This is a genomic window from Rhodococcus sp. WAY2 (assembly GCF_009859915.1).
GTDB classification, from domain to species: domain Bacteria; phylum Actinomycetota; class Actinomycetes; order Mycobacteriales; family Mycobacteriaceae; genus Rhodococcus_F; species Rhodococcus_F oxybenzonivorans.
In genome coordinates, this window is sequence record NZ_CP046572.1 from 563,083 (window position 1) to 588,898 (window position 25,816).

Here is a 25,816-nt window from a genome sequence, read left to right on the forward strand (position 1 = left end):
GTGATAGGAATTCGGTGTGCACATCACCGCCAAGGTGGACTACGCCGTGCGGACCCTCATCGAATTGGCCGCGGCCGGGCCGTCACCGTCCAAAGCCGAGTTCCTCGCGCATGCGCAGACCATTCCGCACAAATTCCTCGAAGCCGTGCTCGCCGACCTCCGGCGCGGGGGGCTCGTGAACAGCAGGCGCGGACCCGACGGCGGCTACTGGCTGGCCCGTCCGGCGTCGGACATCTCCATCGCCGACGTGATTCGTACCGTCGAGGGGCCTCTGGCCTCGGTGCGCGGCGAGAGGCCCGAGGACGTGGAATACGGCGGGCCGGCGGCCAAGCTGCAAGACGTGTGGATCGCCGTGCGAGTGAACCTGCGTGCGGTACTCGAGAACGTGAGTGTCGCCGACATCGCGGAGCAGCGGCTCCCGGACTTCCTCACCGCACTCACCGCGGATCCCGGCGCGTGGGAGCGCCGCCCCCGTGTGGCTGCACCGGCGGCCGAGGACGCACAGCGCGGCTGATCGTGTGGGCTCAGGGCTTGCGTGCGAGGTACCCGAACATCGTCACGGACATGTGAAAGTCGCCGGTGTGGGCGCCGGACTCCAGCTGCTCGAGAAGGGCTCTCCGTTCGGCGGGGGAGATCGCACCTTCGGCCACCGCCGCATCCATCATCATCGTGACCAGTGGACCCGTGGCGTCGCCGGGTTCCTGCATCAGTGCCTGCGAACCTGTGTCCTCGACGACGAGTCCGGCCCGCGTCAACTGACCCGGCAGAAGCCGGCCCGAATACGGATTCGCGGTGTTCGTCAGCATCACGTCGGTGATGCGTGCGAGAACGTCGGGATCACCCGGGTGCAGTATCGCCGTTCCCCAGTCGCTGTCGAGGATCACGGCTCTTCCGCCCGGTTTCACGACGCGCGCCACTTCCGCTGCCGCTCGCTCCGGCTCGGTCAAATGCTGGAAGACCCGCTCGCAGCGCACGGCGTCCAGACTGCCCGTTGCAAAGGGTAGGGAATAGGCGGTGCCGACGACGAACTGCGCCGTCGACCGCGCGGCCTCCGTCCGTTCGCGCGCGAGGAGCACCATTCCGGGATTCGGGTCCAGCCCGATCGCTCGCCCCGCCGCACCGACGGCATAAGCCATTGCCCGCGTCTCCGATCCGGTTCCGGAGCCGATGTCGAGCGTGTGTTCACCCGGTTCGAGATGGAGGGCGTCGTGGGACCAGGCGCGCAGACGTCGGATTCCCGGCCGCTCGGCCTGGATGTCGAGGACGGAGGCGAGTTGTTCGAGGGCGTTTCGGTCAATTTCGTCGGACCGGAACGACAGCGGCACGGCCGAATCTGCCATGAATCCACGGTAGTTCAGCGGTGACGGCGAGCACAGCCGAACGGTCGAGTGGTCAACGTCATAGAAATTGCACTCCTCTGCAAAATTGCAGAGCTCTGCAAGTTCTGTACGGTGGATGGGGTGATTTCGGAAATGGGACTGCGAGACCGTAAGAAAGCCGCTACTCGCGCGGCTCTCAGCGGTGCCGCCGCGCGCCTGGCCCGGGCGCTGGGCATCGAATGCGTCACCGCCGACGCCATCGCGTCCGAGGCGGGTGTGTCGACTCGGACGTTTCACAACTACTTCTCCAGCAAGGAAGAGGCGGTACTGGCGCATTTCGAGGAGTCCGTTCACGACTGGGTGAACCTGCTCCGCGCTCGTCCGGAAGACGAGCCGATCTGGGATTCCCTCGAACACGTGGTGGTCCAGATCGTCACCGATCCCGCGAAACCCCTCGAAGAGACCGTCGTGATGATGGAGCTCGTCGAGACCAGCCCCGCGCTGCTCGCGAAGAAGCTCGAGGTGCATCTTCGGGTGACCCGCCTGGTCGGTGAGGTGATCGCCGAACGGACGGGCACCAATATCGACACCGACCTCTATCCCAACCTGCTGCACATGGCAGTCGGCTCGGCATGCAAGGTGTCGCTCGATCTGTGGATGAGCGGCAAATCGGGTGCGAGCGGACCCGAAGAGCTGGTCCGCGACGCCATGCGTCAACTCCGTCAGGGAATCCCGCAGCCGTAACCGGTTGCGCCCGATCCCCTCGTTCCACCGACTCAGAAGGAGCCTCCAGTGGCCACCTATCTCTATCGGATCGGCAGATTCGCCTACCGGCGAAAAGGTGCGGTCATCAGCGTCTGGTTGGTGATCCTCGTCCTCATGGGTGTCGGGGCGGCAACCCTGTCGGGTCCCACCAAGGACTCATTCTCCATTCCCGGCACCCCCGCGCAGCAGGCGCAGGACTTGATGGCCGAGCGCTTCCCCGAAGCGGCCGGCAACAACCCCATGGAAGCGGTGAGCGCCAGGTTCGTCTTCGCCGCACCCGAGGGGCAGACCCTGGAGAGTGAACAGAGCCGGCAGGCGATGGACGCCGTGCTCGCCAAGGTGCGGGGAATCGAACAGGTCCAGGATGCAGCCAAGGTCGATCCCGCAGTCGCTTCGGGAGCCGACGCCGCGCAGGCACTGGTCAACCCGGTCGAGGCGAACACGCAGCTCCTCGACATGGCGAAGTCCTCCGCCGCGGACAAGGGGATCAGCGAGGAGACGGCCGTCGCGAACGCACAGGCGCTGTCACCGCTGAACGCGGACAGGACCGTCGGCTACGTCGAGGTGCCCTTCAAGGGCGACATGGGCGACGTGGACAAGGCTCTGCGCGAACAGATCTCGTCGGCAGCCGACGCCGGCCGCAACGCCGGCCTGACCGTCGAGATCAGTGGATCGGCCGCCAACGATGCCGAACCGCCGGGCGGCGCCACCGAGCTCGTCGGAATCGGTGTGGCGGCCGTGGTTCTGGCCTTGACGTTCGGCTCGCTCGTCGCAGCCGGTCTCCCCTTGATCACCGCGATCATCGGAATCATGATCGGCAGCCTGGGAATCACCGTGGCCACCGGGTTCACCGACCTGAGTTCGATGACGCCCACCCTGGCCATCATGATCGGCCTCGCGGTCGCCATCGACTACTCACTGTTCATCGTGTCCCGTTTCCGACACGAACTCTCCCTCACCTCGGATCGCTCGGAAGCGGCAGGACGTGCGGTCGGCACCGCCGGTTCCGCCGTGGTGTTCGCCGGTCTCACGGTCATCATCGCGCTGATCGCGCTGCGCGTCGTCGGTATCCCGTTCCTCACGGACATGGGTGCGGCTGCCGCGTTCACGGTGCTCATCGCCGTCATGATCGCGCTCACACTGCTGCCTGCCATCCTCGGGTTGTTCGGGCGCAAGGCATTTGCCGGAAAGATTCCCTTTCTGCAGAGTCGTGACCTCGAAGACGACGAGGGTAAGCCGAGCTTCGCGCTGCGGTACATCAGCGCAGTGGTGCGCAGACCCGCCATTCCGTTGATCGCCGGTGTCGTGCTGCTGGGCGCACTCGCCATTCCCGCGACGGGACTCAGCCTCGCTCTTCCGAGTGAGGGCACAGGCGACCCCGCCACCAGCTCACGGCAGGCCTACGACCTGGTCGGCGAAGGATTCGGTCCCGGCAAGAACGGTCCCCTGCTTGTCGTCGTCGACGCCAAGGACCTCACCTCCGGCACACCGGCTGCCGCGTTCGACGAAGTGGTGAGCACCATCTCGGCGCAGGACGACGTGTCGAACGCTCAGATCGTGGGCGTGAACCGGGCGGGTGACACCGCGCAAATCCTGGTGACACCGACCAGTGCACCCAGTGACCCGGCAACGATGGACCTGGTCAACAACATTCGCGGTGCGGAAACCGCACTGCACGATTCGATCGGCGTCAACTACGGCGTCACCGGGCAGACCGCCCTCGAAGGTGACGTGTCCGAGACGCTGCAGGATGCGCTGATTCCGTACCTCGCCGTGGTCGTGGGTCTCGCCTTCCTCCTGCTGCTGCTGGTGTTCCGCTCGATACTGGTGCCGCTGACGGCAACGCTCGGCTTCCTGCTCAGCGTCGCCGCCACCTTCGGTGCCACGGTCGCCGTATTCCAGGAAGGCTGGGGAGGCCTCATCGCCAACCCGCAACCGATCGTGAGCTTCATGCCGATCTTCCTGATCGGAGTGGTGTTCGGGCTCGCGATGGACTACCAGGTGTTCCTGGTGACCCGGATGCGCGAGGAGTACGTCCACGGTGCGACCGCGAAGCAGGCCGTCACCGTCGGCTTCAACCACGGCGCCCGCGTCGTCAGCGCAGCGGCCGTCATCATGATGTCGGTGTTCGCCGCCTTCATCGCCGAACCCAACTCGTTCATCAAGTCGATCGGCTTCGCCCTGGCGGTGGCCGTGTTCTTCGACGCCTTCGTGGTCAGGATGGTGATCATCCCGTCGGTCATGGCGCTGCTCGGCGACAAGGCCTGGTGGCTGCCCAAGTGGCTCGACAAGATCCTGCCCAACGTCGACATCGAGGGCGAGAAGCTGCGCCAGGCGCTCCCCGAGTCGGACGACGCGCTCCAGCCCACGCGGTAGGCGCTCCGCGCCCGTGCGCCTTTCTGGTAGCCCCAACTACCAGAAAGGCGCACGAGGCCGTAGGCCCGGTAACCTTCGAAGATCATGATGACGCGTCAGGATCGCAGCCCATGCTGAACCGCTTGCTCTCCACCTACCTTCGCCCGTACAAGCGGGAACTGATGCTGGTGGTCCTGTTCCAACTGGTCGCGACGGCGGCCGCGCTCTACCTCCCCAGCCTCAATGCCGACCTCATCGACAACGGGGTCACCAAGGGCGACACCGGTTACATCCTGTGGACGGGTGGGGTGATGTTGCTCGTCACCGTCGTCCAAATTGTGTGTTCCATCGGTTCCGTGTACTTCGGTGCGCGCGCGGCCATGGGCTTCGGGCGTGACGTGCGCCGGGCGGTGATGCATCAGGTCGGTAGCTTCTCGTCCCGCGAATTCGGCCGCTTCGGTGCACCGTCGCTGATCACCCGGAACACCAACGACGTGCAGCAGGTGCAGATGCTCGTCGTGATGAGCTGCACCATTCTGGTGATGGCCCCGATCATGTGTATCGGTGGTATCGCGATGTCGATACGCGAGGACGTCGGGCTCGCCTGGATTCTCGCCGTCACCGTGCCGGTCCTCGGATTGTCCATGGGGTTCGTGATCTCGCGGATGGTGCCCGCCTTCCGTGAGATGCAGACCCGGATCGACGGTGTCAACCGAGTTCTGCGCGAGCAGATCACCGGCATCCGCGTGGTCCGGGCGTTCGTCCGTGAACGCTCCGAGATCGAACGTTTCGAGACGGCTAACGAACAACTCACCCAGACCGCCCTGCGCGTCGGCCGCCTCACCGCGATCATGTTTCCCCTGGTCATGGTGATCGCCAATATCACCAGCGTGGCCGTCATCTGGTTCGGCGGGCACGAAATCGACAGCGGCAGTATGCAGATCGGTTCGCTGACGGCGATGCTCAGCTACATCATGCAGATCCTGATGTCGGTGATGATGGCCTCGTTCATCGCGATGATGGCACCGCGGGCGACGGTGTGTGCAGAACGCATCGGTGAGGTTCTGGCCACCGAGTCGACCGTGGTCCCGCCGGCCGAACCTGTCACCCGGATCGAGCATCCGGGGGTGGTGGAGCTGCGCGACGCGCAATTCAAGTTCCCCGGCGCCGACGAACCGGTGCTCCGCGACATCAGCTTCCGGGCAGAACCGGGCAAAACCACCGCGATCATCGGCGGCACCGGATCGGGTAAGACCACGCTGCTCTCGCTGATCCCCCGCCTCATCGACGCCACGGCCGGCACCGTCACCGTCTCCGATATCGACGTCCGGCGCCTCGACCTCGACGTTCTGCGGACGGGGATCGGTTTGGTTCCGCAACGGCCGTATCTGTTCTCGGGCACCGTCGCCACCAATCTGCGGTACGGCAAACCTGACGCGAGCGACGAGGAGTTGTGGCACGCGCTGGAGATCGCGCAGGCCGCCGACTTCGTCCGGGCGATGCCGGAGGGCCTGGACACCCCCATCGCGCAGGGGGGCACCACCGTGTCGGGTGGGCAGCGACAGCGACTGGCCATCGCGCGGGCTCTGGTACGCCGCCCGTCGATCTATCTCTTCGACGATTCGTTCTCCGCTCTCGACCTCACCACCGACGCTCGCCTGCGCGCCGCACTCGAACCGGAAACGGCGGACGCCTGCGTGATCCTTGTGGCGCAACGGGTGTCGACCATCGTGGAGGCCGACCAGATCGTGGTGCTCGAGGACGGCGCCATCGTCGGAATCGGTACCCACGACCACCTGCTCGACACCTGCCCCTGTTACGTCGAAATCGTCGAATCCCAACGATCGATTCAGGAAGCCCTATGAGCGATCGCACGAGCACCGCCACCGCCGAGAAGCCGGCGGGCCCCCGGATCCCGGGGCCGGTCGCGCCGGGAGCGCCCGGCTCCAAGCCGCACGCTCTGTGGCCGTCCACCAAGAGGTTGCTGGGGCGGATGCGGCCGCATCGCATCGCCGTGAGCACCGTCATTCTGGTCGCCGGGGTGGCGGTGGTGCTCACCTCCATCGCGCCGCGCCTGCTCGGTCAGGGCACCAACATCATCTTCGACGGCATCGTCGGCAAGCAGTTGCCGGCGGGAATGTCGAAGGACCAGGCCGTCGCCGCACTGCGGGCCGACGGGCAGGGCACGTTCGCGGACATGGTGTCCGGCATGGCCGTGATACCCGGAGTCGGTATCGACTTCGGTGCACTCGGTCGTGTTCTCGCGATCGTCCTCGCGTTGTACGTCGGGTCGACCGTGTTCATGTGGCTGTCCGGGTACCTCCTCAACATCGTCGTGCAGGGAGTGGTGAAGAACCTGCGCGCCGAGGTGGAACGCAAGATCCACCGGCTTCCGCTGCGCTACTTCGATTCCCATTCCCGCGGTGACCTACTCAGTCGCGTCACCAACGACATCGACAACGTGTCGCAGTCGTTGCAGCAGACGATGAGCCAGCTGATCGTGTCGGCCATGACCGTGATCGGCATCCTGGTGATGATGATCGTGATCTCGCCGTTGCTCGCACTCATCGCCGTACTCACCGTCCCGCTGTCGGTGCTGGTGACAGCGCAGATCGCGAAACGGTCCAAGACGCATTTCGTCGCGCAGTGGAAATCGACCGGTGCGCTCAACGCCGAGGTCGAAGAGGCGTTCACCGGCCATGAACTGGTCACCGTGTTCGGCCGCAGCCGGGAGGTGGAGGCCCGGTTCGAGGAACAGAACGAAAACCTGTACCAAGCGAGTTACCGGGCGCAGTTCATCTCGGGCCTCATCATGCCCGCGATCATGTTCCTCGGAAACCTCAACTTCGTGGCCATCGCAGTCCTCGGCGGCATGCGGGTGGCGTCCGGCACGATGAGTCTGGGTGACGTGCAGGCGTTCATCCAGTACTCCCGCCAGTTCACGCAACCGCTCACCCAGATCGGCGCCATGGTCAACCTCATGCAGTCGGGTGTGGCCTCCGCCGAGCGGGTGTTCGCGATCCTCGACGAGGACGAGGAAGAGCCGGATCTGCTCGACGCCCGGACCCCCGAGCTGGCGAAGGGACACGTCGAGTTCTCGAACGTCTCCTTCAGTTACTCACCGGAGAAGCCGCTGATCGAAAACCTGTCACTGGTGGCCGAGCCGGGACAGATGGTCGCGATCGTGGGGCCGACCGGCGCGGGAAAGACCACGCTGGTCAACCTTATTCTGCGGTTCTACGACCTCGACGGCGGCAGGATCCTCCTCGACGGTGTCGACATCGCCGAGATGTCTCGGGACGACCTGCGGTGCCGGATCGGCATGGTGTTGCAGGACGCCTGGTTGTTCGGGGGCACCATCCGCGACAACATCGCCTACGGCCGACCCGACGCCACGGAGGAAGAGATTCTTGCGGCGGCACGGATCACCTACGTCGACCGGTTCGTCCACTCGCTGCCCGACGGCTACGACACCGTCATCGACGAGGAAGGTAGCAACATCAGCGCGGGTGAGAAGCAGCTGATCACGATTGCGCGCGCCTTCATCTCGCAGCCGTCGATCCTGATCCTCGACGAGGCGACGAGTTCGGTGGACACCCGTACCGAACTGCTGGTGCAGCATGCCACGGCGGTCCTGCGCAGCGACCGCACCAGCTTCGTGATCGCACACCGGCTGTCGACGATTCGCGACGCCGATCTGATCGTCGTCATGGAGGACGGACGCATCGTCGAGCAAGGCAGCCACGAAGATCTGCTGATCGCCCGCGGCGCGTACTACCGGCTGTACAACAGCCAGTTCGTGGGTGCCGACGTCTGACCGGTCTCCCTATTTGACGAGGGTGAACTGCATGACGTCGATGTGTCCGGACCGGAAATGGGCGGCGCAGCCGAGAAGATACTTCATGAACCGTTCATACATTTCCGATGAGGACAGCTCGATCGCCTCGGCGCGGCGTGCCGTCAGAGCGTCGGCCCAGTGCTCGAGCGTCCGCACGTAGTGCTTCTGCAAGGACTGAATCCGCTCGATCCGGAAGTTCGCCTTGTCGACGGCTTCTTCGATCCACTGTGGTTGGGGCAGTTGGCCACCGGGGAAGATCTGCCGCTTGATGAAGATGTGGAAGAGGGCGTTCTCGCGGGTCACCGGGATACCCATCTCCCTCAGGGCCGACAGGGGATGGCCGATGATCGTGTGCAGGAGCATCCGGCCGTCGTCCGGCAGCATGTCGTGGCAGTTGGAGAAGAAGGTGTCGTACCGTTCGCGCCGGAAGTGTTCGAAGGCGCCGATGCTGACGATGCGGTCCACCTTTTCGTGGTATTCCTCCCATCCCCGGAGATGGACTCGGCCCGTCCGGGGACCAGGATGGTCCGCCAGCAGCCTGCTCACGTGGTCGTACTGATTACGGCTGAGCGTGAGGCCTTCGACGTTGACGTCGTACTTCTCCATCGCCCGCAACATCGCCGCGCCCCAGCCGCACCCGATGTCGAGAAGGGTCATTCCGGGGTGCAGATCGCACTTGCCCAGTGACAGATCGATCTTCGCGCGCTGAGCCTCCTCCAGAGTCATGTCCTCGCGTTCGAAGTACGCGCAGCTGTACGTCATGGTCGGGTCGAGGAACAGTGCGAAAAAGTCGTCCGAAAGGTCGTAGTGCGACTGCACCTGCCGATAGAAGGGTTTCAACGCTGTGTGCGACATACCTGACCCCTTGTCTCCTCGGGCCGGCCGCCTCCCGGGCGATCCGGAGGACTCCTCGCGCCGACTCTGCCGAGGGGATACCCAAACTTTCCCGGCTGACTCACCCGCGCATACCGGAGGTGAGGAAGTACGCACGGCCGGCCGTGATTGGATACACCAGTGAATGCTGTAGTCCCCACCCCGCCCGATCCGTTCTTTACCGTCGGCACGCGACTCGAGGGCCGGCTGGGCCGGACCGGGACCATTCACACGCCGCACGGGGACATCGCGACACCCTCGTTCGTGGCCGTCGGCACCAAGGCCACGGTAAAGGCGGTGCTGCCCGAAAGCATGAAGGACCTCGGCGCGCAGTCCGTGCTCGCCAATGCCTATCACCTGTACCTGCAGCCGGGACCGGACATCGTCGACGAGGCCGGGGGGCTGGGCAAGTTCATGAACTGGGACGGCCCCACCTTCACCGACAGCGGTGGCTTCCAGGTGATGTCGCTGGGGGTGGGTTTCAAGAAAGTCCTCGCCATGGAGGCCGTCGGCGTGCGCTCCGACGACGTGATCGCGAAGGGCAAGGAACGTCTGGCCACCGTCGACGACGACGGCGTCACCTTCAAATCGCACCTGGACGGGTCGCGGCATCGGTTCACGCCCGAGGTGTCGATGCAGATCCAGCATCAGCTCGGCGCCGACATCATGTTCGCGTTCGACGAGCTCACCACCCTGCTGAACACCCGCGGATACCAGGAGAGGTCGGTGGAGCGCACCCAGGCGTGGGCGGTGCGGTGCATCGCCGAACACGAGAAGCTCACGGCCGAGCGGGCGCACCGTCCCTATCAGGCCCTCTTCGGTGTGGTTCAGGGCGCTCAGTACGAGGATCTGCGCAGGCAGGCTTGCCGCGGACTCGAGTCGATTCGCGGGGAAAGCGGACGCGGATTCGACGGGTACGGCATCGGCGGCGCTTTGGAGAAGCAGAACCTCGGCACCATCGTCCGCTGGTGCAACGAGGAACTGCCCGAGCACAAGCCCCGGCACATGCTCGGCATCAGCGAACCCGACGATTTCTTCGTGGCCATCGAGAACGGCGCCGATACCTTCGACTGCGTCAACCCGTCACGCGTGGCACGCAATGCGGCGATCTATCACCCGGACGGCCGCTTCAATATCAACACCAGCAAGAACCGTCGCGACTTCACGCCGATCGACGAGAACTGCGACTGCTACACCTGCGCCAACTACACGCGGGCGTACCTCCATCACCTGTTCAAGGCCAAGGAGATGCTGGCGTCGACCCTCTGCACCATCCACAACGAACGGTTCACCGTGCGGCTGGTCGACCAGATCCGGGGAAGCATCGAGGGCGGCTACTTCGACGAGTTCAAGGCCGACACCCTGGGCCGCTTCTACGCCGCGAGGACGTAGGTCGGTTCACGCTTCTTCACGTAGGCGATGACCCGATAGGTGATGGGCATGACCAGCACCTCCACCAAGGTCTTCCACAGGAAACCGACGATCACGTAGTTGACGAAGTCGGTCCACGTCGTGATGCCGATGGCGCCGGCTGCGATGGAGCAGAAGATCAGCGTGTCGGCGAATTCCCCGACGACGGTGGAGCCGATCAGCCGCGCCCACAGGTGCTTTTCCTTGGTGCGCTCCTTGATGAGGACCAGCGTCGCCGAGTTCAGCATCTGGCCCACCAGGTAACCGGCCAGTCCGGCGAGCAACAGTCGGGGATAGACACCGACGACGGCGCTGAGGGCGTCCTGGTTTTCGTAGAAATCGGCGGCGGGGAGCTCGATGAGGAGCCAGAAGCAGAACGCGGCGAGAATCAGGGCGCCGAATCCCAGATAGATGGCCCGACGCGTCGACTTGAACCCGTATACCTCGCTGAGGACGTCGCCGACGATGTAGGCGAGCGGGAAGAGGAAGAAGCCGCCGTCGGTGATGACGGGCAGGATCTGCAGCGGCCCGAGGGTCAGCGACGAATCACTGAAGAATGCGACCCCCTTGGTCGCGCAGATATTCGAGATCAGCAGCGTCGCGGTGAACAATGCGACGAACGTGGGGTAGTATCCGCGACTGACGTGCGCGAACGTCGCATGGTCGGCTTGCTCTACGTGCTGATCTGAGGCTGTCACGCCGCAATCCAAGCACTTGCGGGTGGAGTGGCGCGAATCAGGATCGGATGAACGTACCTTTTGTCCGATCTGAAGCGACGAAAGGTACGTTCACCCGCAGGCGCGACACCAGTGGCAGCGCTCAGCCCTGAACGACGCGAGTACCGCCGGCGAGCTCATCGTGCTTGCCCTGTTTCGTGGGGCTGCTGTTGATCGTCACACCGATGACGATGGCCGCGACCGTGCCGAGGAGTCCGAACACGAGCCCGATCAGGGGCAGACCGCCGAGCGCCGAAAGGACGTAGAAGCTGTTCCGGATCAGCGACTGCTGCTGTGTGGGCAGTCCACCGTTCGGTCCTACCACCCGAAGGCCGAAGAGCTGCTTTCCCGGGGTCTGCCCGCGCGTGGTCTCCAGCAGCACGAAGTACCCGATCACTGCGGCAGCGGTGAGAAGGGCACCGACGACGCTACCGAGAACCGAACCGAGTGCCAGCGAGATGATCGTCGTGACGATGGCGGTGGGAATCCCCACGATCAGGCCGTCGATTACGCGCGCACCCAGGCGTGGAAGCAGCTCGCCCGGGCGGGACGTGTCGAACCCGAAATCGGGCTGGGCGAACGGTGCAGTACCGAAAGCCTGCCCCGAATCGAACTGCTGCTCACTGGATTGCTGCCCGTACCGGTGCTCCCCCTGCGGCTGGGCACCGAACGGTTGGTGCCCCTGGTTCGGATCGAATCCGCCAGTAGTCATATTTCCCCCTCGAATCTCGAGTCTGTGTGTCTCGGATGACGCCGAGCACATTACGCATGGGGAGAGTGGGGTTCCTGTGACGGATAGTGAAACGGGTGAGCGCGCTTGCCGTCCGTGTGGACGGGAAGCACGCTCACCCGCGGTGAGTTCAGGCCGTCAGGCCGAGACGTAACGACCGGTGAGCACGCGGTATGCGTACGTCGAGGCGATGATCGTGAGGGGAATCGTGACGAGCAGTCCGAGTCCGCACGGAATCGCGCCGAGAATGTTGATACCGACCAAGGCGAGAGCCAGCAGGAGAAGCGGTCCCACGTTCTGGGAAATGATTCCGAAGCTGGACTTGATACCAGTGACGGCGTCCTGATTCTGGTCGATCACGAACTGCAGCGTCCACCACGTGAGGAAGACGACGATCAGACCCGGTATGACGAGCAGGATGAAACCGATGGTGGACAGCACACCGACGATCAGGCTCGCGATGATGATCGCACCGATATTCGTGAACTGAAAGAACGATCCGAAGGCAGGCTTGTTGCCGTCCACCTCGTGAAGCGCTCCCCGCACGAGGGCGGCATTGATCAGGTAACCGACCACCGTGGTGACGAGCGTTCCGATGATTCGCCACACCGTGAAGGTGTCGGAGAGGTCGGAGGACGTGCTGAAACCGCCGAAAATCAGGTTCAAGACGACCTGGATGACCGCCGCGACCAGCATGATCCCGATCCAGATGAGCGCGTTGTCCTTGAACTTGTTCCAGCCGTAGCTGATCGCGTTGCCCACCGACAGCTGTCCCGGTGTCTGGCCGGGGGCGCCGTAACCCGTTACGGGCGGAGGCGGCGGATATCCACCCGGCGGCGGACCCTGCGGAGGCGGTGGGTAATTACCCTGCGGCGGTGGGTAATTTCCGCCCTGTTGGGGTGGATAATTTCCCCCCTGCTGCGGAGGTGGGTAATTCCCGCCCTGCTGCGGAGGTGGGTAATTCCCGGGAGGCGGCGGGTAGTTTCCGCCGGGGGGCGGCGGATATCCGCCGGGAGGTGGTCCCTGCGGCGGCGGTGGGTAATTCCCGGGGGGCGGCGGATATCCGCCGGGAGGTGGTGGGGGATTGCCCTGCGGAGGGTATCCGCCCTGATCACCGCCCTCTGGTTTGTCGTTCGGGTCGTATCCACCAGTCGTCATGTGTTCCCCTCAGCAAGAATTGAGTGCTTGCGTATGACAGTGCGAATAGACACTACGTGGACGAACCTTTACTTGCCCACCTTTGGACCGCTTCTTCTCGAGGCGATTTCATGCCTTACGCTGGTAAACGTGACTAATTCTGGGGGATCGGACAACTCGAATCCGGACGGCGGCCAATACCCGCCCGGCTACGGCGAGGTACCGGGTTTGCCGCGGGACGGATACGGGGTCGACGCCTCCGGCAACCCCACGTATTCGGCGCCCACCGAGAAGTATCCCGACTATCAGCGGCCGGGCGCCTACGGAACGTCGCCGGCGCCGGAGAGCCAGGGGCAGTACGGAAGCCCCAATCCCCCTGCCACGCCGAACCAGTACGGTGGCACCGATCAGTACGGCGGTTCGCCTCAGCCGTACGGGACACCAAACCCGTACGCGGCACCTAACCAGTACGGCGGCCAGGCACAGTACGGCGGGCAGAATCAGTATGCCGCCCCGAACCAGTACGGTGCCCCGACTCCGGGGTACGGGCCCCCGAATGCGTATGGCGCGCCGTATGCGCAGCAGCCTGGAACCAACGGGCTGGCGATCGCCGCACTGGTCGTCTCGATCGTCGGCGGCTGCGTCTACGGTCTCGGCGCCATCGTCGGCATCATTCTCGGGGTCGTTGCACTCGGTCAGATCAAGCGGTCCGGGGAACAGGGTCGGGGACTCGCGATCGCCGGTATCGCCCTCGGCGCGGCGTACATCCTCGGGTGGATTCTGTTCTTCCTCGTCATGGTGATTGCGGCGGCGTCGTCGGGAGTGTGATCACCCACGGCTCGCGCGGCAGCCGAGCCGGTTCGAAGCGGTCGAGCAGCCCGGCCAGGTCCACTTCCTCGTCGGGCGCGGTGAGTCGCAACGAGGTGGCCAGCATGGCGAGTACCTGACGAGGTGTGCGCCCCAAAGCCTTTTGGTCGCCGAGCGTGACGGCACCGGCGCGCTTGGCTAGTCTCCGGCCTTCCTGGTCGAGGGCCAGGGGGACGTGGGCGTACTGGGGCGCCGTCAGTCCGAGTAGTCCGGCCAGGTAGGCCTGACGGGGCGCCGACGACAGCAGATCGTCGCCGCGCACCACCTGGTCGACGCCCTGGGCCGCGTCGTCGACCACCACCGCGAGGTTGTACGCGGGCGTGCCGTCACCGCGCCGCAGCACGAGGTCGTCGACCATCCCGGAATAGCTGCCGTGCAGCAGATCGTCGATCGTGAACGACCCGACCTCGGCGCGCAGGCGCAGGGCGGGGGGACGGCCACCGGCCCGCCGGGCGTCGCGTTCTTCTCGCGTCAGGTTTCGGCAGATGCCGGGATACGCACCGTGCGGTGCGTGGGGTGCGGACGGGGCCTTCAGTATTTCCCTTCTCGTGCAGAAGCACTCGTAGGTGAGGCCGGCCGACTCGAGTCGGGTGACCGCGTCCCGGTAGTGCTCGAGCCGGTCCGACTGCACCATGAGGTCCTCGTCCCAGTCGAGGCCGAGTTCGCGGAGATCTGCCAGTTGCTGCTCGCGGGCGCCCGGGCGGACGCGGTCGAGGTCTTCGACGCGCATCAGGAAACGACGGCCGGTCGACCGCGCGAACAGCCACGCCAACAGGGCAGTGCGGAGGTTCCCGAGGTGCAGGTCTCCTGACGGGCTGGGCGCGAATCGGCCCGCACCGACGGTGGCGTTGTTCGGCTCCGCCTGGGAGGGCGGCGTTATCGGGTGCGGCGACTGGGACATCGGCGAGGCGGTGGGGTCAGCTGGCCAGTTCGATCGACGACGTCGTCGGCACGACCTCGGCGCCTTGCAGAACCATGGCAATCTGGATGTCGAGGGCGTGCTCGAGGTACTCCGGCGGGTACAGGGCGGGGCTGCCGAGCGCGTGGAGCGCGAGGCCGTCGACGGCGGCGAGCAGCAACGCCGCGCGTGTTTCGGCCTCGTGGACGCCCATGCCGATCAACACCGCGGACAGCTTGGTACGGATGGTGAACAGGGTCGTGCGGCGAATCTCGGCGAGCGAGGCCGAGGTGGCCGCACGGACGGCGAACCCGGCCATGACGTGGGCCTCGCGGGACCTGGCCTCGTCGAGCGGAAGTAGCTGCGACAAGGCCGAGAACAGGCCGCGGGCGGGGTCGCCGCCCTGATCCACGTCCGCCAGACGGGTGAGCAATTTGTCGACGAGAGTCCTCAGGGCGAAGGCGAACATCTCGTCCTTGGTGGAGAAGTGATGCTGCACGGCGCCGATGGACACGCCGGCCCGCTTGGCCACCTCGCGAACGCTGGCACCCTCGAGGCCTGCCTGGGCCGCGACATCGAACAGGGCTGCCGCGAGGTGCTCTGGACTGGTCGAGGAGTATCGGCGTTCGCGCATGGATAGAACATTACTTGCGTATTGAATCAATACACGTGTCAGGTGCCCCTGTGTCGCAAAGTGTCGCGTGTGGCCAGTGGGTTCAGCGTTATTCGCAGGCCGGAAACGTGGGCCGCACGGTCACGCGGCAGCACATTTTCCGGTTCGCCGGCAACGATGACAAGGGTTAGTTTCTTCACGAGACTCATGCTACGGTCGCCGAGTTGCGTGAAACAACTCACATTGATGTGGAGCAGACCCTGATGGATACGACGACAACACCGCTTCTGGTCCGGCGAGGACAGCACCGGATACACGCGGAAATCACGGACGGACCGGGAGCGCCACTGGTGCTCATGCACGGCTTTCCCGACAGCATGCACCTCTACGACCGCCTCATGCCGCACCTTGCCGGTCGCCGGAGCGTGGTGCGATTCGACTTCCTCGGGTGGGGCGAATCGGACAAACCGTCCGGCTACCCGTATACCGCGACCAACCAGGTCGGCGACATCGACGCGGTGGTCAACAGCTTGCCGGACGAGCGAGTCGTGCTGGTCGCGCACGACGCGTCCGGTCCGCCGGCCATCGACTGGGCGCTGCGGAACCCCGAGCGGGTCGAGGAGCTCGTCCTGCTCAACACCTACTACGAGTGGACGATCGGCCTTCGCCGTCCACATGCCATCGTGCTGTACTCGACGCCCGGGCTCAACGCGATCGCCCGTCGGCTGTCGGCGATGCGACCCGACCTCGAGCGGCGCCTCTTCCACTACCAGGTGGGCTCATTCATCCGCGACGGCGACGCACGCGCCGAACTCGTTCCGCAGCTGTTCGAGCAGTTTCGCGCGTCACGTCCGGCGTTCTGGCGGCACACCTCCGGCATGCTCGGCCAGGTGGTTTCCCGGCGGTTCAAGGCCCGCCAGCTGCAGCATTTCCACCGTCCCGTGCGGATCATCTTCGGCGTCAGCGACCCGTTCCTCAATCCGCGGTTGGCGAAGCGATTCGCCGGGCAGTTCCCCGACAACAACCTGCATCTGATCGAAAACTCCGGGCATTACGTACAGGTCGACGAGCCCGAGCTGGTCGCCGACCTCATGACGGGCGAGTATCGTCACGCAACCTTGTCGGCGTAGAATCGGCGGATGCTCAACCGCACGTACGACGGCCAGGTGTGCTCCATCGCTCGCACGCTCGAAGTTCTCGGCGAGCGATGGACACTGCTGATAGTTCGCGACGCGATGCTCGGCCTGCGCCGCTTCGACGAGTTCCAGCACAGCCTGGGCGTCGCCCGCAACGTGCTCACCGACCGGCTCAAGCGGTTGGTGGAGGCGGGTGTGCTGGAGCGCGTCGAGTATCAGCAGCGTCCGCCTCGCTTCGAGTACCGGCTCACCGCGGTCGGCCTCGAACTCTGCACGCCGGTGGTCGGACTCATGCATTGGGGCGACCGGCACCGGTCGGGGCCGGACGGCCTACCGCGGCTGACCCGGCACCGTGAGTGCGGTGGTCAGCTGCACGCCGAGCTGGTGTGCGAGCAGTGCGGCGAGACTGTTTCCGGCACCGAGCTGGAACTGCCGCCGGGGCCCGGACTACGAACAGACCCCCTCCCTGCCGGTTAGCTCGCGCGCAAGGGGGTCGGAGAGGGACCCGGATGAGCGACGTGCGCCTCGAGTCAGACGTGCACGTCAGGTGGCTGGAATGACGGCGCGCGGCATGTCCGCCCGCAACTCCACATCGGTGACGAAATCACCGTCACCGGGCTCGTAGCGTCTTTGCGGGTCGAAATCTTCCACGCGGAAACTGTTCAACGCGGGGGAGTGCGTGGTCACCGCGAGGGTGCCGCCGTCGAGGTCGAATTGGAGCAGTCGCTGGAAGCCGGTCTCCCGACGGTTGTCGACCCGGAAGTTCTGGTAGTCGGCGAGCAATTCCACCACGGTGCGGTCGGTGTCCCCGACCTTTCTGTCGGTGACCGTCGTCTGCCCGTCGACATGTCCGGCGAGGACGAGGAACACCGTGTCGAACGGCACGACGAGCCGGTTCCAGATCTGCTGTCCGGCGCTTCCGCCGATGTCGCCGAAGCCGCTCATCCGCAGGGAGCCGTCCTCGTCGAGGTAGTAGTGGCTGCCGATCATCACATTGCGATCCGGATGCGCGGCGAGAACGTCCTCGGCCCACTGCAGTACCCGCTCGGGCGGGTTGTAGCCGATGTACAGCATCAAGAACTTCGCACCTGCGAGGTCGAGCAGGTCGTAATGAGCCGAGTTGTCGGTGTCCGTCACCGACCCACCCCAATACGGCCTGTCCCGGTATCGCCACGGGCCGAAGAACTCGTTGTAGAGGGCGTGGTTCTTCTCATGCTCGCCCGGGATCAGGCGGCCGCCGACATTCCACAGATTGTCGTGATTGCCGGGCAGGACGCCGTGCGGGATGCCGGCGTCTTCCAAAGTCGACATCGCCTTGTCCGCCACTTCGAATTCGGGGCGGGCGCGAGTGTCAGGCGCCCCCGGCCGAATCCAGCTCTGGACCAGGTCACCGGTGTGCATCGAGTACGCGATTTTCCGGTCCGCGGCATTGTCGACCGTCCAGCGGGTCATGCTGTCGAACACCGCGGGATTGTCCCGGGACACGTACTGGGTGTCGGTGATGTGCTGAATTGCGAAGTCGTAGGACGCCGGATCTGCGAATTGCTGGTCGGCCTCGGAGTTGGCATCGCGGAAGGAACGGTCGCGGCGCGGACTGTCGATGACGAGGATCTGGGCCGAATCGGCACCCTCGATGCGGGTGCTCAGCCTTACCGGACCGCCCGGAATGTCGGGTCGCGCGGTGGCCACCGGCTCACCCCAGCTGTCCGCCTGCTCATCCCAGACATGCAGTGCCACGTCGTCGAGGTTGACCGAACGGCCTTCCCAGACCACCTCGTTGGCAAGAGTGCCCGGCACGAACGTGACCTCGTATCGCATGTATGGGTACTCGTCGAAGCGGTGGGTGGTGGCCGATGTGCGGTCCGATTCGTCGCCGGGCACACGACCGGACGGCGTGAGATCGTCGGTGATGCCGGCGAACATGACCGCGGAGTGCAGTGGAGTCGAACTCAGCAGCCCGCGCGACGCCAGGCCCTGGGCGCCGCGCGGCTCCGGTTCTGCGCCGGCAACCCCGTCGCTGCTGAGCACACCGGCAACCAGCGACACGGCCATCAACGTGGCTAACCTGCCCGGCACACCCATGACCTGAGGTTACAAGTGTGGCCGGGACGGCGCCGATCGTCAGGCCTTGCGACCGAGGAAGCCCAGAAGTCGAGTCTGCTCGTCCGCGTCCGCAGGCACTTCGACGGCCGGCCCGCATACACCTGCCATGCGAATGTTGTCGCCGAGTTGCTCGGCGACGGTGCGTACCCACGCGAGGTCATCGGCGGGGATCGTCTCGTCGAGGCCGGTGGCCCGCGCGAGGTCCCATCCGTGGACCACCAGGTCGAAGCAGTAGAAGCTGCCGACCGTGTCGGCGAGGGTGGTGCGGCCGAAGTGTCCTTCGTATTCGCGGCTTCCGCGCTCGGGGTCGTCGAGGATTTCCTGCATGCCGTCGCGGGTGGCCGCCCACGCGGCGGCCGGATCCTCGTCGACGGAAGGGCCGGCGGGCAGCTCGAGGTCGACCACGGTGACGATGTACCGCTGGGTGTCGATTACGTGGCGCAGGAGGTCGCGGGCGGTCCAGCCCTCGCACGGCGACACATTGTTCCAGCGGTCGGCGGGCACGGATTCGACGCGAGCGGTGAACTTCTCGGCCAGATCTCGGTAATGGGCGGCGGGGGTGTCCGTTGTCGAAGTCATGCTGCCGATTCTTCCCCTCCGAAGCGGTCGAGGGCTTGAACATTTCCGACATCGACGACGGAGGCGCTGCCGTGCCAGCCGGGTGCCTCGCTCGCAAGCAGGTCGGAGGGGGTCAGTGAGGAGATCCGGCGGCACTCGCGGGACAGATGCGCCTGATCGCTGTACCCCGAGGTGGCGGCGAGTTCGGCCAGGCTCCTTCGCTTTCCGGACTGGGCCAGCGCCATGAACCGCTGAAGCCGCAGGATTCCGCGCAGGGTCGCTGGGCCGTATCCGAACGAGTCGTTGCACCGCCGCTGTAGTTGCCGTTCGGTGACTGACGTGGCGTCGGCGAGCGCGCCCACGTTCCAGGAGTGACGAGCCAGCGCCCGGCGCACGTGGCCGATCAGCGGATCCGCTTCGCGTCGGCTGCCGCGCAAGGATCGCACGGCGTTCTCGAACAACGTGATTCGCTCGTCGCTTCCCGCCGCGTTGTCCAGCCGGTCGGTGAGTGTTCGTTCCCAGCTCGAGCCGAGGACGTCGCCCAGCCCGACGCGGATGTTGCGTACCTCGGACGCCGGGGTTCGAAACAGTGGCGAAGCAGCGCCCGGCCGGAAACGCACGCCCACCGATTCGGTGCCCGGCGGCAGGGTGAACGACCAGGCCGATGTTTCGGGACCGCAGAGCCGGATGCCGATCCCGCGAATCCACAGAATGTCCATGCAACCGTCCGGCACCAGCAGGTGCTCGCCCTCGGTGCGCGCCGACCAACCGCACACCAGGGTGTCGGTGAGATCGGACGACGGTGAGGTCGGCGTGTACCAGCCCATGACAGGGAGCGTAGTCACGCGCACCGACATCTGCCGCTGTCGCGGCATCACGCGAAACTGCCCGCACCGGCGGACAACTCGAGGTGAACTGTAGGCACGGGTCCGTCGAGGTTCCCCGGAGGCCCGCCATACCGCCGTCACAGAGAACGAGGACTCCATGAGACGAACATGGGCGCTGGCCGCAATCGCCGCCGTCAGCCTGGCTTTCTCGAGTTGCGCGTACGACAGCACCGACTCCGGCGATACGGGCGGAAACGCACCCGTGTCACCGACTCCGACGTCGCCACCTGCGTCCCCCGGTGAACCCGTTCTGAAGATGGGCCCGACGACCATCGGTGAAGTGGTCGTCGATACCGGTGGTATGACGGTGTATGTGTACGACAACGACGAGGTCGGGTCCGGTGCGAGTTCCTGCCGTGGCCCCTGCCTCGAATCGTGGCCGCCGGTCACCAGCGTCACCGAGAATCCTGTCGTCCAGGGTTTGCAGGAGGTCGTCGTCGACACCATCCCGGCGGCGGACGGTACCCACCAGCTGACCGTCAACGGCCGGCCGGTGTACCGCTACAAGGACGACAACGAGCCCGGGGACGCGTTCGGACAAGCCGTTGGCAGTGTCTGGTGGACCCTCGACTCCTCGGGTAACCCCGTCACGACTACTGCCGGCGGCGAGTAGCGCGGTCCACCGTCCGGTGGACGAGGACGGTCAGCGCAGTGGCCGGCACCGCCGCGAACCACAGGGCGTCCAATCCGACCCAGCGGTGGGCGAGGGTGCCCGTCACCGCGCCCACCACCAGCCCGACCCACAACGCGAAGTGACGTAGCCACGCCCAGCGGGAGCCGCCGAACATGACGGCCGCGAGTCGGTGGCCCATCTTCACGAGGGCACCGGTCATGTACGTGAGTCCGACGCTCACCTCGCCGTCGCGCTGGAAGAAGGAGTTCTCGGCCCCCATCGCGAGCAGCATGGCGCCGACCGCCACCGTGCTCGCATCGAGGCTCGCGGCGACAGACCCTGCGAGGAGCAGGCCCGACACCGCCGCGAGCACGGTGCTCTTCACCGGCAGGTTCCGCCGGTCGGCGAGGTGGACGATTGTTGCACCCAGCACGGTCCCCAGGACGAACACGCCGATGACGGCTGCGGCCGTCAGCGCATGCGCCCAGGTTCCTTCGGCGAATCCGACGCTGAAGCGGGTGAGATTGCCGCTCATGAACGCGACGAAGAACCCACCGAGGGTGATGAACCCGAGAGCGTCGACGTATCCGGCCAGGACGGACAGAACGACGGCGAGGGTGAGCATCCGCCTGCTGTCGTCGATGGGCACAGCACTATCCAACACCGTGCAGAAACACCGTGGCCTGAAATCACAGTGGCCCCCGATCCGAGATCGGGGGCCACTGTGGTGGAAGGTCAGGCGAGGGGAACGCTCGGCTCAGGAGGTGCCGAGGGCGGGCGCGATCGTGCCGGCCCAGGACTCGTGCAGCCGTTCCTGCCAGTAGTTCCAGGTGTGGAGGCCTTCATCGGTGATGCGCGTCTGCACCTTGGCGCCGGCGCGCTGCGCGGCGGGGACGAAGGTCCGGCTGCTCAGGCCGGCGGCGGTCTCCAGGGGAACGGTCTGCGAGAACTTCACCGGGTCGAAGTGATCGCTGTCCGGGTCGACGGTGGGATCGCTCGCCGCGCCTGCACCGGAGGAGATGTAGACGGACTTGCCGCGCAGGGCGCCGACGTTGAGCAGCGGGTCGTTGCGAATCCACGCCGGTGACGGCCAGAAGCCCCACATGTTCGATGCGTTGCCGCCCATCTGGGCGACGGAAACCTGAATACCCTGGGCGAAGCCGGGGGAGCTAGCCGTCGGGTATCCGCTGTAGGAGGCGACCGCTTTGTAGAAGTCGGGACGATGGATGGCGAGGTTCAGCGCGGAGGTGCCGCTCATCGACAGACCGGCCACGGCGTTGTTCACCCCGTCGCTGCCGAACTGCGACGCCATCACCGGGGGCAGCTCGTTGGTGAGGAAGGTCTCCCACTTGACGCGGCCGAGCTTGGGATCGTCGCGCTGCCAATCCGAGTAGAAGGTGCCGCCGCCGCCGAACGGAATGACCACGTTGACGTGCTTGCCGGCGAAGAAGCTCTCCACGTCGGTCTCGATCAGCCAGCCGTTGTTGTTGTCCGGCGCCCGCAACCCGTCGAGCAGGTACAGGGTAGGGGCAGGACCACCGCCCGCGGCCTTCAGCACCTTCACGGGAATGTGCTTGTCCATAGAGGGTGAATACACCGAGATCAGGGCGGAGTCGGCATGGGCGATGCCGGCTCCGGTCAAAGCGGATGCGAGGCCCGACGCCAACACTGCGACGAGGCCCACGATCAACGCGCGGGTGCGACGAATCGCCATGGAATTGTCCCTTTATCTCGTACCGACACACACTGCGCCACGAACGATAACAGGAAGATAACTACTCTGCGTATTCAAGAAGGCCTGGATGTGAAGCGAAAGAACCCCTGTGAACCGCTTTTCGGCAGTTCACAGGGGTTCCTGTGGCGGAGGATAGGGGATTTGAACCCCTGAGGGCGTTAACCCAACCCGCGTTCCAGGCGAGCGCCATAGGCCACTAGGCGAATCCTCCGTGGAGGAGCATACCCAACGACCCCGCCTCGGTGTTAAACGGCCAGGTGAAAGCGCGGTTCTACGCCCAATGCAGCAGGGTCAGCGAGTGTTCGGCCAGCGGCACCGACCGGTTGCACGAGGTGTCCGGGTCCGCGACGGCGTCCAGGCCGAAAGTCGTGTCGATCAGGAGGGTGCCCGAGTCGGTAGTGAACTCGAGGATGCACTGGTACTTGCTCTCGGCGAGGGCGCGACCTTCTTTTCCGAGCACCTCGATGGTGCGCAGGGGCTTGTCGGGGGCGGCGGAATCTGTCGTGGTGACGGTCACGGTGTTCAGCGTCTCGGGCCGGCCCCACGTGCAGCTGCGACGCTCGTCGGCCTCGACCGGCGTGCCGTTGCCGACGTCGGCCGTCAGCAACGTGTCCAGCGTTGCCTCGTCGGCCAACGTGCACGGGTCCACCGCATCCCAACGCGCTGCGTCGTCCGAGGTCGGCTCGTCGTCGCCCCCTCCGCACGCCGACAGCGCCGCCACGACGCTGCCGAGTGCCACCGCCCGCGCGGCCCTTCTCCGATACATCCCTCAATCCCATCGGTCTTTCGGCCCGAGGTGGCCGAATGCGGTGGCGACCGTAGCACCGGACCCCGGTTCCGGGGTGGATCCCTGCGGCAGTTCGGGGCCGTCTACACTCTGTGGTGGATCCCGCGCGGCGCGCATCCTGTGAACTCCCCCAGGGCCGGAAGGCAGCAAGGGTCAACGGGCTCTGCCGGGTGCGCGGGGTCCCCTATCTTTCGCATACCCGACTCATCACGTCGGTGAAAGGCCGCTCCTGATGCCCAACCAGACCCAGATCGGGTTGATGAGCCATGAGGAACTACTTTCCGAGCACGAGCGTCAAACTGCGAATTATGCGCAGTTGAAGACCGAGAAGCTCACGCTCGATCTCACCCGTGGCAAACCCTCTCCCGAACAGCTGGACCTGTCGGCGGAGCTTCTGACGCTGCCGGGTGACGGCGACTTCCGGGACGGCAACGGCACCGACTGCCGCAACTACGGCGGCCTCGCCGGCCTGCCCGAACTGCGGGCCATCTTTGGCGAGTTACTCGGCATTCCCGTCGAAAATCTCCTCGCCGGAAACAACGCGAGCCTCGAGATCATGCACGACGCGGTGGTGTTCTCGCTGCTGCACGGAAATCCCGATTCCCCGCGACCGTGGTCGCAGGAGCCCAAGGTCCGGTTCCTCTGCCCGGCGCCCGGATACGATCGCCACTTCGCGATCACCGAGTCCTACGGCATCGAGATGATTCCGGTGCCGATGCGACCGGACGGCCCGGATGCGGACCTCGTCGCCAAGCTTGTGGCAGGAGACCCGCAGATCAAGGGCTTGTGGGCGGTCCCCAACTATTCCAACCCCACCGGTGTCGTGTACTCGGAGGAAGTGGCGCGGACGTTGGCCACGATGCCCACCGCGGCCCCAGATTTCCGGTTGTTCTGGGACAACGCCTATGCGGTGCATCCGTTGTTCGGGGAGACGGCGCCGTCGCTGGACATCCTGGGCATGGCCGCCGAGGCCGGCCACCCGAACCGTCCGCTGGTGTTCGCGTCGACGTCGAAGATCACGTTCGCGGGCGCCGGTGTCAGCTTCTTCGGTGCCTCTACCGAGAACCTGGCGTGGTATCAGAAGTACTTCGGCAAGAAGAGTATCGGTCCCGACAAGCTCAACCAGCTTCGTCACCTGCGATTCTTCGGCAACGCGGACGGTGTCCGGGCGCACATGGAGAAGCACCGTGAGCTGCTGGCACCTAAGTTCGCGTTGGTGCTGAAGATCCTCGAGGACCGTCTGGGGGCGTCGAAGGTGGCGTCGTGGACGGAGCCGAAGGGTGGTTACTTCGTGAGCCTCGACGTCGTGGAGGGCACGGCCAAGCGGGTGATCGCCCTGGCGAAGGAAGCGGGTATCGCGCTCACCGCCGCCGGATCCGCGTTTCCGTACGGCATCGACCCCGAGGACAAGAACATTCGGCTCGCGCCGAGCTTCCCGTCCACCGAGGAGTTGGGCAAGGCGATGAACGGCGTCGCAACCTGCGTTCTCCTCGCGGCCACCGAGGCGCGCCTCGACGGAACGCACCCCTAGTCATTGCTGTACTAGGGGTGCGCCCGGCTACATCCGGGCATTGCGCGCCATCACGAAGCTGTACACACCGTAGGCGGCGATGCCCAGTGCGGCGAGGACGAGAAGCACCTGACCGTACGGCGCCGAGCCGAGTGTTTTGACCGCGCCGTCGAGGCCGGTGGCCTTGGAAGGGTCGGACTTCAGCACGGCCACGATCACGAGGACGCCCGCACCGGCGATCACCAGCCCCTTCGCGACGTATCCGATGACGCCGAGCGGCTCCACGAGCTTCGAGGGCTGACCTTTCAGATCGTCGCAGAAATTCTTCGACGCGCCCTTGTAGATGTGATACCCGCCGATCGCGATGGCCACCAGCGCGACCACGATGAGAAGTGCCTTGCCTGCCCCGGACTCCATGAGCCGAGCGCTGAGTCCCGCATTCTGCTGACCGCTCGACTTCCCGGCGCCGCGGGCGAACTGGACCGCAGAGAAGGCGAAAGCGAAGTAGACCAAGGCCAAGCCGAACGCCTTCGCGCGGTCCATCAACGACGGACCTTCCGGATCACCCTGCGATCCCTCGGTGACATGCGGTCCGAGCACGGTCTCGGCCAGCCGCCACAGAGCCATTGCGACGAACGCCACCGCGGCTACCCACAGGACGAACCGGCCACCCGGTTTGGAAGCGAGAGTGCCCAGCGCCCCGGACTGGTCGGCGTCGCCACCGCTTCCGAACGCCAGCTGAATGATGATGTACGCAACGAGGAGATGGACGAATCCGCTCATCACGTGGCCGGCGCGGGCAACCCGTTCGAACGTGGTGCTGTCTGTCGCCCGATCGACTGCTCCACTGAATCCGCTGGCTCGGTTGGCTTCGTTCTGGGCCATCGGGTGTCCTTCGGGTCGCGCGAATGGACCGTAGTCCCTGGAACCTAGAGGTACCCGGCAACGGCCGCGCCGACACGCGGT

General features: G+C 65.5%; 25 protein-coding genes, 1 tRNA gene and 1 other RNA gene. 12 read left to right on the plus strand and 15 right to left on the minus strand.

Annotated features, from left to right (window positions below):
- The first annotated feature begins 16 nt into the window (after nucleotides 1-16).
- Nucleotides 17-514, plus strand: coding sequence for an RrF2 family transcriptional regulator (locus GFS60_RS02720; protein ID WP_159918885.1), 498 nt, complete (start codon nucleotides 17-19; stop codon nucleotides 512-514).
- Nucleotides 515-524: 10 nt separating this feature from the next.
- On the opposite strand, the gene GFS60_RS02725 is transcribed toward GFS60_RS02720, so the two are convergent.
- Nucleotides 525-1,340 (minus strand): class I SAM-dependent methyltransferase, encoded by an 816-nt coding sequence (locus GFS60_RS02725; protein WP_159918886.1) that lies wholly within the window; start codon nucleotides 1,338-1,340, stop codon nucleotides 525-527.
- Between the two features lie 120 nt (nucleotides 1,341-1,460).
- Here GFS60_RS02725 and GFS60_RS02730 point away from each other — a divergent pair, with 120 nt between their 5' ends.
- The 4 genes from GFS60_RS02730 (at nucleotide 1,461) to GFS60_RS02745 (ending at nucleotide 8,256) form a co-directional block, all read left to right on the plus strand.
- Nucleotides 1,461-2,063 carry a TetR/AcrR family transcriptional regulator gene (locus GFS60_RS02730; protein WP_109326193.1) on the plus strand — a complete coding sequence of 201 codons (603 nt, stop codon included), beginning with the start codon at nucleotides 1,461-1,463 and terminating at the stop codon, nucleotides 2,061-2,063.
- A gap of 48 nt (nucleotides 2,064-2,111) precedes the next feature.
- Complete coding sequence (locus tag GFS60_RS02735) at nucleotides 2,112-4,460, plus strand: MMPL family transporter (protein ID WP_159918887.1); 2,349 nt, start codon at nucleotides 2,112-2,114, stop codon at nucleotides 4,458-4,460.
- A 110-nt stretch (nucleotides 4,461-4,570) separates the two neighbouring features.
- Complete coding sequence (locus GFS60_RS02740; protein WP_159918888.1) at nucleotides 4,571-6,304, plus strand: ABC transporter ATP-binding protein; 1,734 nt, start codon at nucleotides 4,571-4,573, stop codon at nucleotides 6,302-6,304.
- A complete protein-coding gene (locus tag GFS60_RS02745; protein ID WP_159918889.1) occupies nucleotides 6,301-8,256 on the plus strand; it encodes an ABC transporter ATP-binding protein in 1,956 nt (651 codons plus the stop codon). The genes GFS60_RS02740 and GFS60_RS02745 overlap by 4 nt, the downstream gene beginning before the upstream one ends.
- Before the next feature lie 9 nt (nucleotides 8,257-8,265).
- Here GFS60_RS02745 and GFS60_RS02750 read toward each other — a convergent pair whose 3' ends face one another.
- Nucleotides 8,266-9,132, minus strand: coding sequence for a cyclopropane mycolic acid synthase family methyltransferase (locus GFS60_RS02750; RefSeq protein ID WP_159918890.1), 867 nt, complete (start codon nucleotides 9,130-9,132; stop codon nucleotides 8,266-8,268).
- A 159-nt stretch (nucleotides 9,133-9,291) separates the two neighbouring features.
- Here GFS60_RS02750 and tgt point away from each other — a divergent pair, with 159 nt between their 5' ends.
- A complete protein-coding gene (tgt, locus tag GFS60_RS02755; RefSeq protein ID WP_159918891.1) occupies nucleotides 9,292-10,542 on the plus strand; it encodes a tRNA guanosine(34) transglycosylase Tgt in 1,251 nt (416 codons plus the stop codon).
- Here tgt and GFS60_RS02760 read toward each other — a convergent pair.
- From GFS60_RS02760 to GFS60_RS38535, 3 genes are all read right to left on the minus strand, one after another.
- Nucleotides 10,524-11,258 carry a queuosine precursor transporter gene (locus GFS60_RS02760; RefSeq protein ID WP_159918892.1) on the minus strand — a complete coding sequence of 245 codons (735 nt, stop codon included), beginning with the start codon at nucleotides 11,256-11,258 and terminating at the stop codon, nucleotides 10,524-10,526. The two genes, tgt and GFS60_RS02760, sit on opposite strands and share 19 nt — an antisense overlap.
- Nucleotides 11,259-11,379: 121 nt before the next feature.
- Entirely contained in the window at nucleotides 11,380-11,988 is a 609-nt protein-coding gene (locus GFS60_RS02765) for an RDD family protein (protein WP_159918893.1), read from the minus strand.
- Nucleotides 11,989-12,144: 156 nt separating this feature from the next.
- Entirely contained in the window at nucleotides 12,145-13,164 is a 1,020-nt protein-coding gene (locus GFS60_RS38535; RefSeq protein ID WP_201453496.1) for a hypothetical protein, read from the minus strand.
- A 207-nt stretch (nucleotides 13,165-13,371) separates the two neighbouring features.
- On the opposite strand from GFS60_RS38535, the gene GFS60_RS02775 reads away from it, so the two are divergent.
- A complete protein-coding gene (locus GFS60_RS02775; protein WP_159926809.1) occupies nucleotides 13,372-13,971 on the plus strand; it encodes a DUF4190 domain-containing protein in 600 nt (199 codons plus the stop codon).
- Here the strand turns inward: GFS60_RS02775 and gluQRS are convergent.
- Entirely contained in the window at nucleotides 13,937-14,911 is a 975-nt protein-coding gene (gene gluQRS / locus GFS60_RS02780) for a tRNA glutamyl-Q(34) synthetase GluQRS (protein ID WP_284707345.1), read from the minus strand. The genes GFS60_RS02775 and gluQRS overlap by 35 nt on opposite strands.
- Before the next feature lie 16 nt (nucleotides 14,912-14,927).
- Nucleotides 14,928-15,542 carry a TetR/AcrR family transcriptional regulator gene (locus tag GFS60_RS02785; RefSeq protein ID WP_159918894.1) on the minus strand — a complete coding sequence of 205 codons (615 nt, stop codon included), beginning with the start codon at nucleotides 15,540-15,542 and terminating at the stop codon, nucleotides 14,928-14,930.
- Nucleotides 15,543-15,784: 242 nt separating this feature from the next.
- On the opposite strand from GFS60_RS02785, the gene GFS60_RS02790 reads away from it, so the two are divergent.
- Both GFS60_RS02790 and GFS60_RS02795 read left to right on the plus strand, forming a co-directional pair.
- Complete coding sequence (locus GFS60_RS02790; RefSeq protein WP_236603357.1) at nucleotides 15,785-16,651, plus strand: alpha/beta fold hydrolase; 867 nt, start codon at nucleotides 15,785-15,787, stop codon at nucleotides 16,649-16,651.
- Between the two features lie 9 nt (nucleotides 16,652-16,660).
- On the plus strand, nucleotides 16,661-17,134 hold the full coding sequence (locus GFS60_RS02795) for a winged helix-turn-helix transcriptional regulator (protein WP_159918895.1): 474 nt from the start codon (nucleotides 16,661-16,663) through the stop codon (nucleotides 17,132-17,134).
- Between the two features lie 66 nt (nucleotides 17,135-17,200).
- On the opposite strand, the gene GFS60_RS02800 is transcribed toward GFS60_RS02795, so the two are convergent.
- Genes GFS60_RS02800 through GFS60_RS02810 form a run of 3 tightly spaced genes read right to left on the minus strand, consistent with a single transcriptional unit; the run spans nucleotide 17,201 to nucleotide 20,145 of the window.
- A complete protein-coding gene (locus GFS60_RS02800; RefSeq protein WP_159918896.1) occupies nucleotides 17,201-18,739 on the minus strand; it encodes a metallophosphoesterase in 1,539 nt (512 codons plus the stop codon).
- Between the two features lie 39 nt (nucleotides 18,740-18,778).
- Nucleotides 18,779-19,339, minus strand: coding sequence for a TIGR03086 family metal-binding protein (locus GFS60_RS02805; protein ID WP_159918897.1), 561 nt, complete (start codon nucleotides 19,337-19,339; stop codon nucleotides 18,779-18,781).
- Nucleotides 19,336-20,145 carry a helix-turn-helix domain-containing protein gene (locus tag GFS60_RS02810; protein WP_159918898.1) on the minus strand — a complete coding sequence of 270 codons (810 nt, stop codon included), beginning with the start codon at nucleotides 20,143-20,145 and terminating at the stop codon, nucleotides 19,336-19,338. Before GFS60_RS02810 ends, GFS60_RS02805 begins: the two co-directional genes overlap by 4 nt.
- Nucleotides 20,146-20,302: 157 nt before the next feature.
- Between GFS60_RS02810 and GFS60_RS02815 the strand changes: the two genes are divergently transcribed.
- Nucleotides 20,303-20,818, plus strand: coding sequence for a COG4315 family predicted lipoprotein (locus tag GFS60_RS02815; RefSeq protein ID WP_159918899.1), 516 nt, complete (start codon nucleotides 20,303-20,305; stop codon nucleotides 20,816-20,818).
- Here the strand turns inward: GFS60_RS02815 and GFS60_RS02820 are convergent.
- The 4 genes from GFS60_RS02820 to GFS60_RS02835 all read right to left on the minus strand — a co-directional run bounded on the left by GFS60_RS02820 (nucleotide 20,799) and on the right by GFS60_RS02835 (nucleotide 23,319).
- Nucleotides 20,799-21,443, minus strand: coding sequence for a YoaK family protein (locus tag GFS60_RS02820; protein WP_159926813.1), 645 nt, complete (start codon nucleotides 21,441-21,443; stop codon nucleotides 20,799-20,801). The two genes, GFS60_RS02815 and GFS60_RS02820, sit on opposite strands and share 20 nt — an antisense overlap.
- A gap of 132 nt (nucleotides 21,444-21,575) precedes the next feature.
- Nucleotides 21,576-22,532 carry an alpha/beta hydrolase gene (locus GFS60_RS02825; RefSeq protein ID WP_159918900.1) on the minus strand — a complete coding sequence of 319 codons (957 nt, stop codon included), beginning with the start codon at nucleotides 22,530-22,532 and terminating at the stop codon, nucleotides 21,576-21,578.
- A 144-nt stretch (nucleotides 22,533-22,676) separates the two neighbouring features.
- Nucleotides 22,677-22,764, minus strand: a tRNA-Ser gene (locus GFS60_RS02830).
- 60 nt (nucleotides 22,765-22,824) lie between these two features.
- The gene (locus GFS60_RS02835; RefSeq protein WP_159918901.1) at nucleotides 22,825-23,319 is read right to left on the minus strand and encodes a hypothetical protein; all 495 of its coding nucleotides are present in this window, start codon (nucleotides 23,317-23,319) and stop codon (nucleotides 22,825-22,827) included.
- 115 nt (nucleotides 23,320-23,434) lie between these two features.
- Between GFS60_RS02835 and ffs the strand changes: the two genes are divergently transcribed.
- Nucleotides 23,435-23,529: signal recognition particle sRNA small type (ffs, locus tag GFS60_RS02840), an RNA gene on the plus strand.
- Nucleotides 23,530-23,572: 43 nt separating this feature from the next.
- Complete coding sequence (locus tag GFS60_RS02845) at nucleotides 23,573-24,871, plus strand: aminotransferase class I/II-fold pyridoxal phosphate-dependent enzyme (RefSeq protein ID WP_159918902.1); 1,299 nt, start codon at nucleotides 23,573-23,575, stop codon at nucleotides 24,869-24,871.
- A gap of 27 nt (nucleotides 24,872-24,898) precedes the next feature.
- Here the strand turns inward: GFS60_RS02845 and GFS60_RS02850 are convergent, their stop codons facing one another.
- Nucleotides 24,899-25,735 (minus strand): DUF1206 domain-containing protein, encoded by an 837-nt coding sequence (locus GFS60_RS02850; RefSeq protein WP_159918903.1) that lies wholly within the window; start codon nucleotides 25,733-25,735, stop codon nucleotides 24,899-24,901.
- Between the last annotated feature and the right edge of the window lie 81 nt (nucleotides 25,736-25,816).